This is a genomic window from Tropicimonas sp., from assembly GCF_047971885.1.
Lineage (GTDB): Bacteria > Pseudomonadota > Alphaproteobacteria > Rhodobacterales > Rhodobacteraceae > Tropicimonas.
Genome location: NZ_JBKEAE010000088.1, coordinates 1 through 11,293 on the forward strand (window position 1 = coordinate 1; position 11,293 = coordinate 11,293).

9 protein-coding genes are annotated in these 11,293 nt (G+C 66.7%); 4 read left to right on the forward strand and 5 right to left on the reverse strand.

Annotated elements, in window-relative coordinates:
- From ACK5IR_RS08355 to ACK5IR_RS08370, 4 genes are all read right to left on the reverse strand, one after another.
- Positions 1 to 958: ABC transporter substrate-binding protein (locus tag ACK5IR_RS08355; protein WP_416927811.1), on the reverse strand; the 958-nt coding region annotated here is incomplete at its 3' end.
- A 74-nt stretch (positions 959 to 1,032) separates the two neighbouring features.
- Complete coding sequence (locus ACK5IR_RS08360) at positions 1,033 to 3,495, reverse strand: hypothetical protein (protein WP_416927813.1); 2,463 nt, start codon at positions 3,493 to 3,495, stop codon at positions 1,033 to 1,035.
- A 1-nt stretch (position 3,496) separates the two neighbouring features.
- Complete coding sequence (gene kduI / locus ACK5IR_RS08365; RefSeq protein WP_416927815.1) at positions 3,497 to 4,333, reverse strand: 5-dehydro-4-deoxy-D-glucuronate isomerase; 837 nt, start codon at positions 4,331 to 4,333, stop codon at positions 3,497 to 3,499.
- Positions 4,330 to 5,439 carry a glycoside hydrolase family 88/105 protein gene (locus tag ACK5IR_RS08370; RefSeq protein ID WP_416927817.1) on the reverse strand — a complete coding sequence of 370 codons (1,110 nt, stop codon included), beginning with the start codon at positions 5,437 to 5,439 and terminating at the stop codon, positions 4,330 to 4,332. Before ACK5IR_RS08370 ends, kduI begins: the two co-directional genes overlap by 4 nt.
- A gap of 78 nt (positions 5,440 to 5,517) precedes the next feature.
- Between ACK5IR_RS08370 and ACK5IR_RS08375 the strand changes: the two genes are divergently transcribed.
- Entirely contained in the window at positions 5,518 to 6,543 is a 1,026-nt protein-coding gene (locus ACK5IR_RS08375; protein WP_416927819.1) for a LacI family DNA-binding transcriptional regulator, read from the forward strand.
- Here ACK5IR_RS08375 and ACK5IR_RS08380 read toward each other — a convergent pair.
- On the reverse strand, positions 6,514 to 7,434 hold the full coding sequence (locus ACK5IR_RS08380) for an alpha/beta hydrolase family protein (protein ID WP_416927821.1): 921 nt from the start codon (positions 7,432 to 7,434) through the stop codon (positions 6,514 to 6,516). The two genes, ACK5IR_RS08375 and ACK5IR_RS08380, sit on opposite strands and share 30 nt — an antisense overlap.
- Before the next feature lie 320 nt (positions 7,435 to 7,754).
- On the opposite strand from ACK5IR_RS08380, the gene ACK5IR_RS08385 reads away from it, so the two are divergent.
- The 3 genes from ACK5IR_RS08385 to ACK5IR_RS08395 form a co-directional block, all read left to right on the forward strand.
- Positions 7,755 to 8,489, forward strand: a complete 735-nt coding sequence (locus ACK5IR_RS08385) for a TorD/DmsD family molecular chaperone (RefSeq protein WP_416927823.1) — start codon at positions 7,755 to 7,757, stop codon at positions 8,487 to 8,489.
- Complete coding sequence (gene torA, locus ACK5IR_RS08390; RefSeq protein ID WP_416927825.1) at positions 8,489 to 10,918, forward strand: trimethylamine-N-oxide reductase TorA; 2,430 nt, start codon at positions 8,489 to 8,491, stop codon at positions 10,916 to 10,918. The genes ACK5IR_RS08385 and torA overlap by 1 nt, the downstream gene beginning before the upstream one ends.
- 89 nt (positions 10,919 to 11,007) lie before the next feature.
- Positions 11,008 to 11,293 (forward strand): NapC/NirT family cytochrome c (locus tag ACK5IR_RS08395; RefSeq protein WP_416927829.1); only part of this gene is annotated, 286 nt, incomplete at its 3' end.

Genomic DNA, 11,293 nt, shown 5'->3' on the forward strand with positions numbered 1-11,293 from the left:
GGAAATCCATCACCCGGGCGACCGCTTCGGGCTCCCTGGTGTACCTGATCGCCACCAGCCCGGCACCGCCGGCCATGCCCGTGCAGGCGGCCGGGCCGCAGGGGCTGCCGGTGGCGAGCCAGTCGAAACCGTCGCCGATCTTGTCGGACAGGTTCGAGATCTGCCAGTTGCCGGAATAGTAATAGGGCACGTTGGCGTTGATGAACTCGTCCGCGCCGGCGCGATAGGTCGATCCCGCCGCGGCGACCCAGACATCGCGCAGGTTCCGTCCCTCCTCGGTCCACCGCACCAGATCGGCGACGAAGGCGCGGGTGCCCTGGTCGACGGGCGCCGGCATGCCGTCCTCGGCGACGAAATTGCCGCCATAGCTGATCGCCGGGCCGGTCAGGCGGTGGCCGGAACGGTCAAACGCCATCGCGGCGGCCGATCCCTGGCTTTCGGCCACCGCAGCGGCGGCATCGACCCATTCCTGCCAGGTGGCATCTGGGCCGGGCAGATCGACCCCGGCCTGTTCGAACAGGGTCATGTTGGCAAAACCGCCGGTCAGGGTGAGCTGGGTCATGAAGCCGGTGATGGCCCCGGAGCCGTCGGGCCGCATCCAGTCGGCCTGTCCGCCGTAATTGGTGCGCCAGTAATCGGCATCGGCCAGATAGGGTGTCAGGTCGAGCCAGTGATCGGCCAGCGCCTTGAGTTCGGTCACCCGCGCGATATCGGGCCCGCCGCCGGCCTCGAGCGCGATCGGAAGCTGCTCGCGCACGGTCTGGTAGGACACGTTGTCGACGATCACGTTGATATCCGGATTGTCCTGCATGAAGCGGCCGAGAAGGTCGTTCAGCACATCGCCCTCCACGCCGTCGGAATACCACATGATGCGAACGTCGCCGGCAAGCGCTGCCGAGGCGAGCAAGGTCGAGCCGAGTGTCGCGGCCATGGCCAGTTTCAAGGAATTGCGTTTCATGTCTCATCTCCTCCCTGAGAATCGTTCCGTAGCAGACTGAATTTCCGCTTGTATCCGCTCGTAGCGCGGCGCGATCAAAGCGGCAGTTCCCTTCGTTCCCCCTGCATCGTCCAGTTTCGCGGATCGAGCACCCGCCCTTCGGCCTCGACCCTGCCGTCGGCGCGGAAGATCACCGTACCATAGTCGGGGTCCTCGAGACGGAATGCTCCGCCGGGCCCCTCCGTCAGGTCGAGCGCGTGGCGTTCGGCAAAACCCGGGGCGCTGTCGCCCATCCCGACCCGCAGCACCCATCTGCCGCCGCGGCCCGGCTGGCGCAGTTCCGCTCCGGCCGCGCCGCCGGTCGTTTGCAGTTCCAGCGGCCCTGCCCCGCGCAGCGCGACAAGCCCGCGCCCGGCGCAGGCGACGGCGCTGCCGCCGGTCACCTGCCATTCGTCGAAGGCTTCGGTGGGAAACCAGGCGTGGGTGAAGCCGATCTGTGGCGCCACGCCGTCGAAGATGACGATGGCAAGATCGCGGTACTGCTGCACCCTCGGCACATTGGCCGACCCGCCCCAGTAGGACGGGCGGCCATAGCCCGACTGGACCATCTCGCCGGGATGATTGACCCAGACCTGCGCACGCGGATTGCGCCCGATCCGGGCATGGACCAGCGTCTCCTGATAACCCCAGTCGCCCCAGCGGTAGAGCGCCGCCGAGCCGAGCGCGGTTTCGGCGGTCTTGTGGTGATAGAGGCGGCAAAAGGCGTTCTGCCCCTGCCAGAAGGTCCATTCCTGCGCCGTATCCGCCGCCCACGCCGCCCGTGCGGCAAGATCGGGCAGCACAAGCCCGTGGTCGCGCAGGCAGAGCGCAAGCTGCGCAAGGCAATTGACATGGGCGCCGTAGCCGCCCAGCCCCCAGAGCAGGCGGGCGATCCCGGTCAGTTCCAGCGTGTCGGTGGCGCAGAGCGAATGTTCGTAGCTGCGCCCCTGCGCCCCGGTCATCACCCCGTGATGGGCTGAGTTCGCCATGATCGTCACCAGCCGTTCGATCGCCTGCGCGGCGCGTTGGCGCAAATCGCCGTCGGGCGCCAGCGCATAAAGCGTCGTCAGCCCCTTGAGGTCGATGGGGAAATAGGGAGCGGAGTTGAATTCGGCCATCTCGGCCCGTTCGAAATGATCGAACCAGCCATGCAGGCGGGCGGCGCCGGCCTCGGATTGCGCGCGGCCGGTGCGTTGCGAGCGGACAAAGGTATCGTCGGGCAGGTGCAAACCTGCGAGATAACATGCGGTATGAAACAGAAGCGCATGATTTTCCGAGAAATACCACTGAACGTCATTGCCGGGCTCATCCATCCAGTAGCGGTAGGCCAGCATTGCCCGGTCGATGCGCGCGCACAGCGCTTCGGGCAGCAGGTCGCCATAGGCGCTGCGCGCCCAGATCAGTGGCACCAGCGCGAAATCGGCGCAATCCCGGCATTCCTCGATGGCGGGCAGTGCAAGCCCGATGGCGCGGATGGCCTCGGCCAGAGATGCCGGGCTGCCGATATCGAGGCAGGCCAGCGCCTTTTCGGTATCGGCCTCGGCATCGGCGGCGATCCAGGCCAGCGCCTCGGCGATGCGTGCCGCCTGCGGGCCGGGCGCGGCGCCGAGCGCGGCGGCGTGGCTGACCTCGGCCCCCAGCCTGGCGGAGGTGGAGAATCCGTTGCAGGCGATGTCGAAGTGGAAATAGCGGAAATCGGCGGCGATTCCCGCCGCGTCGCAGAGCGCTGCCCCTTCGGCTCCGGCGGGAATGCGCAGCGGGTGGCTCTGGCTGTCGTGGGTCATGAAGTGGCCGGCAACGGTAACGCGGCCGTCGACCGTGGCCGGGAAGGGGACCGGCAACACCAGCCGGATCGTATCGTCCCTGTCGTAGTGGTGCCGGTCGAGGTGCATCGCCCCGAGCGAAGCCTCGACCGCCGCGACGGTCGCCGGATCGGCGCCATAGGGAAAGGCCGCCTCGGCCACCGGGCCGGAGAGCCAGACGAGATGGATGCGCAATACCGCGTCGCGTTCGGCCAGATCCTCGAACCAGACCGCGATTTCATTGTCGCCCGCCGCAAGCGACACGTCGAACTCGGCGTATTCCATTGCGTTGCGGGTGGCCGGCGACAGCCAGCCCGCGGCCTGTCCGTTCGCCACCAGCCGCGCCGCGCCACAGATGCCCAGCCGGAGCCGCGCGATGCCGGCCTGCTGCGCCCGCACCGCCGTACGCGCCCAGCCGCCCAGCCGCGTTGCCCGGAACCAGAAGCCCGACAGGTCGAGAAACGCCGAGCCCATCGGCAGCACGTTGCGCGCGGTGGACCAGTCGGGCGCGAAGAACGGCTGCGGCGCCTTGCCCCGTACCTCGGCGATATAGGCGGTCCGGCACGGATAGGTGTGGGGGATGACGTTCCTGTCCCTGGTCAGGAAGAAGGTCGAGTCCATCTCGCCCTGCATCGGCGCGTCGGGCACGTCATAGGCGGTCTCGCTCAGCGGTGTAACCTGCCAGTGGGTCAGGGCCTGATCGGCGACGAGGGCCATTCTAGCGCAGCTCCTTCACCGGAACGGGGGTGAAATCCCAATAGGCCTGATTTTCGCCGGTCATGCCCCAGACAAAGGCATAAGGCCCGGTTCCGGCACCCATGTGGATCGACCATGCCGGCGACAGCACGACATCGCCGTCGGCGACCACCAGGTGGCGGGTGTTGTCGGGGCGGCCCATGAAGTGCATCACCCGGTGCTCCGCCGCCAGATCGAAATAGCAATAGGCCTCCATCCGGCGCTCGTGCAGGTGCGGTGGCATGGTGTTCCACACCGATCCGGGAGCCGGATCGGTGATCCCCATCAGCAGCAGGCAGGACGGTGCGACCTCGGGGTGGATATACATCGCCAGCGAGCGGACGTTCGCCCTGGCCGGATCGCCCATCTCGACAACCTTCGCTTCGCTCCGGGGGATCAGCCGGGTCGGAATGTCGGCGCCGGCGGGAACCGAGTTCATGTAGAACCGGGCCGGCCGGCCCGGATCGGCGCTGCCGAGCGTCACCGCCCTGCTGCCCCGCCCGACATAAAGCACGTCGCGGTTGGCCAGCGGATGGCGCGTGCCGTCGACCTCGGCCCAGCCGGCGCCGCCCAGATTGGCGATGCCCATCTCGCGCGCGGTGAAGAAGTGCTCGGTGCCAAGCTCGTCGCCCGCGCCAAACGACAGGGGCGTTTCGGTTGGCACTGCGCCGCCGACAATCATCCGGTCGACATGGGTATAGGCGAAGGCGATTTCGCCGGCGGTGAACAATGCCTCGAGCATGAAGGTCTCGCGCAGGGCCTGTCCGCTCATGCCGTCGATCTGGTTCGGCCCCGCGCCGTAGCGCTGGATCATCGTCATGGCTGGCCTCCTTCCGGGATGCGGCCCGCCTCGACCAGCGCGAGGATCGCCAGCGACTGGCCGTAGGCGGTTGGTTGAATGGGAATGTCGCGATAATGCTGCAGGTCGTGCCCCATGCGGGTGCCGTAGCTGACCCCGTGAACGACGCCGCCGGCATCGATGGCGCCCAGAACGGCCTCGACCGCGCGCAGGCCGGCGGCGCGCCAGCGAGGTGTGCCCAGCCCGATCCGTGCCCCCTTGAGCAGCCCATAGGCAAATCCCGCCGTGGCCGAGGTCTCGGCGTAGCTGCCGGGTTCGTCGAGCAGCGTCGGCCACATGCCGCCGGCCTGCTGCAGCGGCAACAGCGCCGCGGCCTGATCGCGCAGGGCATCGGTCAGGAAGGCCCGGGCGGCGGGCGAGATCTCGGCCAGTTCGAACAGATCGACGATGCCGGCGGTGATCCAGGCATTGCCGCGCGCCCAGCGGGCCCGGGCGAAATTGTGCCGTCCGTCAAAGGTCCAGCCGTGGAACCACAGCCCCGTCGCGCGATCGGCAAGGAAATGGGCGTGGACGAGAAACTGCCGCTCGGCTTCCGCCACCAGATCGCGCCGCCCGCTGGCCTGCCCGTAGGCGGCCAGAAACAGCGCGACCATGTAGAGCGTGTCGTCCCACATCTCGCCCCGGTTCACCCGGTCGGACACGTCGTGCTGGAAACCGCCATAGGGGGTGCGGGCAGCACTGGCCAGCAGGCGGTCGGCCCAGTCGTCCAGAACCGCCCGCAGTGCCGGATCGCGCGTGTGATCCCAGTAGAGCGCCAGCCCCAGCATCGGGGCGGTGGTATTGACGTTCTGCGCCGGCAGGCCGCGCGCAAGCGCCCGCGCGTACCAGCCGCCGATCAGGGCGCCGAGCGCCGCGTCGTGGCCGCGGTCGCGCCAGAGCTGGCAGAGCCCGAACATCCCCACGCCCTGCGGCCATTCCCAGGCGTCGAAACTGATGTAATCGCCCGCCGTCCCGTCGAGGTTGGGTTCGTCGAACCGCCCGTCGTCGGCAAGCGATGTCAGCCCGGCGACAAGCCGGTCGAGCGCGGCGCGCGCCCGTGACCGCAGGGAATCGGATGTGGTCTGCATGGCTCCTCCCTGAAAAAAGATTGCAATGTGCAAGAAACAGATCAATATGTAAATTTCTTCCACAATGCCGGAGACCCCATGGCCCGAACGCGCATATCCGACATTGCCCGGCGCCTGGGTGTTTCGACGGCGACGGTGTCGCGCGCGATCTCGGGGCGCGGCTATGTGCGCGGCGATCTGGCCGAACGCATCCGGGCCACCGCGCACGAGATGAACTATGCCCTGCCCGACGCGCCGGCGGCGCGAAAGGTGCTGCTGGCATCGTCGGGCGACGCGATGGTCGATTTCCAGCGCAGCCAGTTCACGCTGCATGTGATCGAGGGGCTGAAGGCGCGCGCCGGGGCGCTGGGGGTGGAGATCGAAACCCATACCTTCCCGTCGTCCGGCGATCTGTCGGATCTGTGCCGCGCCGTTGCGGCGGGCGGTATCCTCGGCGTGCTGTTTCTGACGGTGGACGACGCGATGCTGCCGCCGATCCGTGCCCTGCCCTGCCCGGTTGTGCTGATCAACGGCGACGATCCCGAGATGCGGATCAGTTCGGTCACGCCGTGCAACCGGTCGGCGGCGGCGCTCGCCGCGCGGCATCTGACGGCGCTGGGGCACCGGGATATCCTGTTTCTGACGCGGATGGGGCGCCGCACCATCCTGCGGCGGCTCGAAGGGCTGCGCGACGTGCTGGGCGAAAGCTTCGTCCCGGCGCTTGTCGTCGATGTCGAGGACTGGACGGTCGCGGCGGCCCAGGCGGCGGTGGCGCGGGCGCTTGGCGCCGGAAAGCGGTTTACCGCGATCCTCGCGGCAGGTGACATTCTGGCCGCCGGGGCGGTGCTTGGGTTGCTGGATGCCGGGTTGTCGGTGCCCGGCGATATCTCGGTCATCGGGATCGACGGGCTGCCGCAGGGCGAGTTCGTGAGCCCCGCCCTGACGACGGTGGCGATCCCCATGCAGGCGGTGGGCGCGCAGGCGCTCGATCTGCTTGCGACAACGGCGAAGCTGCGCGGCACCAGCCTGCAACTGCCGGCGAAGCGGATCGAACTGGCTTGTTCGCTGATCGAACGGGCGTCGACCGCGCCCCTGTCAGGCCATCAGGTTCGCCCGCAGGAATGACAGGACAGCCGCGCGCATGGCCGGGGTTTCGGCATGGCCGCCGGCGGGTTCGACATGAAACGACAGGCGCTCCGCCGCGCCCGCCCGCTCATAGGCATCTTCCAGATCGGCGCGGGCGATGGCGAAAGCGCCCGGCGGGGTCAGCGGGTCGCGCATGCCGGCGCAGATCTGAAGCGCGCGGGGCGCCGCAAGCCCCGCGATCTGCCCGGTGCGCAGGGCGGCGGTCAGCCCCGGCACGGTCATGTAGATTCCGTGCAGATCGTGCGCGCCGGTGCGGATAAGCTCGCCGAGATCGGCCATGCAGCACAGTGCCGAGGCCGCCCGGATCCGCCCGTCCAGTGCGGCCAGCCACCACGCTTGGGTGCAGCCCATCGACAGGCCGAGGGTCCCGATCCGGTTTCCGTCGACCGATGGCTGCGCCCGCAGGAAGCCGATGCCGGCCGAAAGCTCCGCCAGCATCTGGCCGAAGAGCGTCGTCCCCTGCCACAGATGCGCCTTGGTGCGCGCCGATTCGCCCGGCTGCCGGCGGGCGCCGAAGCCCGGCATCTCGATACACAGCGCCGCGCAGCCCAGATCCCGCAGGGCCGGCGCATAGGGGCCGGCCAGCGACGGGCGCCCCTCGATCAGTTCGTCGCGGCCGAAATCGAACCGGTTGCCGTGGGCATGGCAGTAGAGACCCGCCGGCACCGGCGGCTCGCCGTCGGGCGGGTGCAGGAACCACGCCGGGACCGGCTCGCCATCGGCGGCACGAAACCTCAGATCCTCCAGCACCCATCCGCCGAGGTTCCGGGTGCCGCTGCGGTCAGCCGCAGCTTCGGGTACCGGCGTGCCGCCGAGCATCCGCCGCAACGTGGCGCGCCGGTCTTCCGCCACGGTATCTCTGCCCTGCATCCTGACGCTCCCTGACTGTGCCGGGCGACGATACCGTCCGGGCCGCGCCGCTCGCAACGGCAAACCCGGCCCTCCGCCACGGGCTCCATGCGTCACGGGGTCCGGTGGCACCGGCTTCCCATCGGCCGCCCGCGCAGCCGCCGCAATTTCTGCTATCGTATAAAATATCATTATACGTCATATGATTGCAATCGACTTATGATGTTAAACATTAAATACATAAATTGACAATACAGTTGGTTTGTCGCATTTACATATGAGATTCAACCGATCATTATCGAGCAAGGAACGCGCAAAGGTAACGAATCGGGATACAAGGCATGGAGCAGTGGATAGCTGTTTCAGGCTCGGAACGCGCTGTTTCCCAAAACGCTGTCAGAGCCGAGATCTACCTGTGGCTGTCGGGTGTCTTCGCCCGCGAGCAGACATCCGCAACGCTCGCCGCCTATCTGTCCGGTGAGGGGCGCGAGGTGCTTGCCCGGATCGCCGCGGTCCCCGCCCTGGGCGATGATGCCGGGCGGATCGTTGCGCTGACTGCGGGCTGGAAGGGCAACGACCGGCAGGTGCGCGATCTCGCCGCCGCCTTCGCGCGGCTCTTTCTCGTCTACGGGCCGCAGCAGGTTCCGGTCTACGAATCCGTCTATACCAGTGAAAGGGGCCGGATCTGCCAGCAGGCAACCACCGAGATCGGGGAATTGCTCGGCCGGTACGGGCTGAGCGCCGACGGATGGCCGGAACCGGCCGATCATATCGCTGTCGAGCTCGAATTGCTGGCCTATCTGACGTTCCGCGCCGACAACGACGGCGAGGCCGAGGCCGGGCGGCGCGAACTGCTGGCCCGGCACCTGCTGCTCTGGGGCCCGGAATTCTGCGCCCGCTGCATCGCCAGCGATACAAGCGGGTTCTACGCCGCCGCCGCCCGCATCCTCGACGCACTTCTCGTACTGGAGCGTACCGCGCCGGTCGCGGCCGGTGTTTCTTCGACCACCAACCCCAACGGCGAAAGCGCGCAGCACGCGGCGCCCGCCCAGCATCAAGCTACGGAGGACTCGTAATGAGCCAGCATTTCACTCTTACCTCCCGCCGGTCTGTCCTGAAGGGGATCACCGCGCTTGGTGCGGGAACCCTTCTTGCACCGTCGTTGCTGCGCCCTGCCCTCGCGGCCGCCGGCGACGCCGTGATGGACGGAGAGATCGTCAACGGGTCGCACTTCGGCATCGGCTATTTCAAGGTCGAGGGCGGACGGATCGTCGGCGTGCGCCCGCATGAGGCCGACCTGCATCCGGTCGAAATGCTCGATACCCTGCCCGACTGGGTCTATTCGCCGGATCGCATCAAATACCCGATGGTGCGCAAGAGCTTCCTCGAAAAGGGCGTCGACAGCGACCGGACGGAACGCGGCAAGGGCGAATTCGTCCGCGTCAGCTGGGACGAGGCGCTCGACCTGATCGCCAGCGAGCTGAAACGGGTCAAGCAGACCCACGGTAACGGCAGTATCTATGGCGGTTCCTACGGCTGGCAGACGCCGGGGCTTCTGCACAACTGCCAGAACAACATGTACCGGTTGCTGAACCTGCATGGCGGCTATGTCGATGACGTGAACACCTATTCGACCGGCGCCATTCGCGTGATCCTGCCCTACGTGATCGGCGGTTCCTTCTATGACGGCTCGGCATGGCCCGGGATCATCGAGAATACGGAGCTTATCGTGTTCTGGGGTTCGAACCCGGCGATCTGCGACCGCATCGGCTTCAACGTTCCCAACCACGCCGGGTTGCAATATCTGGATGAGTTCAAGGCGTCGGGCAAGCCGTCGATCGTGGTCGATCCGATCCGCAACCAGACTGCGGAGCTTCTTGGCAGCGACTGGATCGCGCCGCGTCAGGGCACGGACGTGGCGATGATGATCGGCGTTGCGCATACGCTTCTCGACGAGGGTCTGCACGACGAGGCGTTCCTTGCCGATTACTGCGTCGGCTTCGACGAATTTGCCGCCTATCTGACCGGCGAGGCGGACGGCACGCCGAAGACGGCGGACTGGGCCGCGGAGATCTGCGGCGTCGATGCCGAACGGATCAGGGAACTTGCCCGCGAGATGGCCTCGAAGCGGACGCTCATCACCATGGGATGGTCGATTCAGCGCCAGCATCATGGCGAACAGGGTCCGTGGATGGCCTTCACGCTGGGCTGCATGCTCGGACATATCGGCCTGCCGGGGGGCGGCGCCGATTTCACCCTGCATTATTCCAACTACGGCACGCCCAAGGGAACCGCTCCGGTCTTCCCCGGCTTTTCGGCCGGCGTCGCGCCCGAGGGGCTTCCGGCGGCGATTCCGTGCTCGCGGGTTCCGTGGGTCATGGGAAACCCCGGCGCCGAATACGATTACAACGGCACGCGTTACACGGCACCCGATCTGCGGCTTGTCTACTGGGTCGGCGGCAACCCGATGCACCACCATCAGGAGCGCAACCAGCACATCAAGTTCTGGCAGAATCCCGAGACCATCATCGTCCACGAGCTTTTCTGGACGCCGACGGCGCGCTTTGCCGATATCGTGCTGCCCATCGCCACCAACTTCGAAAAGAACGACATGTCGGTGATCAGCGAACAGAATGTCGGCCTTGCCGCGATGAAGAAGGCGATCGATCCGCTGTTCGAGTCCCGCTCCGACTATGCGGTTTTCAGCGAAATTGCCAGGCGGCTGGGTTTCGAGCAGGAATATACCGAAGGCCGCGACGAGATGGCGTGGCTCAGGCACATCTACGAGGAGGGGCTGAAGGACGCCGAGGCCAAGGGTCTGGAGCTTCCCGATTTCGACACGTTCTGGAACGAGGAGTCGGTGCTGACCTATTCGGTGACGGAGGAGGCGAAAAACTATGTGCAATACGCCGCATTCCGCGAGGATCCGCTGCTGAACCCGGTGGCGACACCCTCGGGCCTGTTCGAGATCAATTCGCGTCAGATCGGCGGGTACAATTATGAGGACTGTCCGTCGCATCCGACCTGGATGGAACCCTTCGAGCGGCTGGGCGGTGCGATGTCGGACAAATACCCGCTGCACGTCAACACCCAGCACCCGATGTACCGGCTGCATTCGCAGCTCGACAATGCCGAACTGCGCCATGTCTACGAGGTGAAGGGCCGCGAACCGGTGCTGATCAACCCCGAAGACGCGGCCGAAAGGGGCATTTCCGACGGTGATCTCGTCCGCATCTACAACGATCGCGGGCAGGTGCTGGCCGGTGCGGTGGTTTCCGACACGATCAGCCGCTCGCATATCAAGCTTTCGGAAGGCGGCTGGTACGACCCGCAGGAGCCGGGCGTGCCGGGAGCGCTGTGCAAGCACGGCGACGTCAACGTTCTGACGCGCGACGTGGGCACATCGAGCCTTGCGCAGGGGAACTGCGGCCATACCGCGCTGGCCGAGATCGAGAAATACCAGGGCGAGGCGCCCGATATCACGATCTTCCAGGCAATCGCCTGAGCCCGACATCCAGATACATCGCGAAGCGGCAGGCACCAACCGGTGCCTGCCGCGCCGGGTGCGATCAAGACATGAAGGAAATACACCAGATGGCTGACACTCGCCGACCTGCCGGCCGCGGGCGGACCAGGACCTCGATCGCCCTTGCGCTGCTGACCGGCGGCATTCTGGCCGGGGTCGTGCTGTGGATCGGGTTCCACAAGGTGCTCGACTATACCAACCGGATGGATTTCTGCATTTCGTGCCACGAGATGCACGACACCGTTTATCAGGAATATATCAAGACCCCGCATTTCAGCAGCGCTTCCGGCGTGCAGGCAACCTGTGCCGATTGCCATGTGCCGACGCAGTTCTGGCCCAAGATGGTGGCCAAGG

Excerpts from the sequence above, each read along its gene's own strand:
- ACK5IR_RS08385 (WP_416927823.1), top strand. The coding sequence starts at position 7,755 with ATGGAGCAGTGGATAGCTGTTTCAGGCTCGGAACGCGCTGTTTCCCAA.
- ACK5IR_RS08370 (WP_416927817.1), bottom strand. The coding sequence starts at position 5,439 with ATGCAGACCACATCCGATTCCCTGCGGTCACGGGCGCGCGCCGCGCTC.
- ACK5IR_RS08380 (WP_416927821.1), bottom strand. The coding sequence starts at position 7,434 with ATGCAGGGCAGAGATACCGTGGCGGAAGACCGGCGCGCCACGTTGCGG.
- ACK5IR_RS08375 (WP_416927819.1), top strand. The coding sequence starts at position 5,518 with ATGGCCCGAACGCGCATATCCGACATTGCCCGGCGCCTGGGTGTTTCG.
- kduI (WP_416927815.1), bottom strand. The coding sequence starts at position 4,333 with ATGACGATGATCCAGCGCTACGGCGCGGGGCCGAACCAGATCGACGGC.
- ACK5IR_RS08360 (WP_416927813.1), bottom strand. The coding sequence starts at position 3,495 with ATGGCCCTCGTCGCCGATCAGGCCCTGACCCACTGGCAGGTTACACCG.
- torA (WP_416927825.1), top strand. The coding sequence starts at position 8,489 with ATGAGCCAGCATTTCACTCTTACCTCCCGCCGGTCTGTCCTGAAGGGG.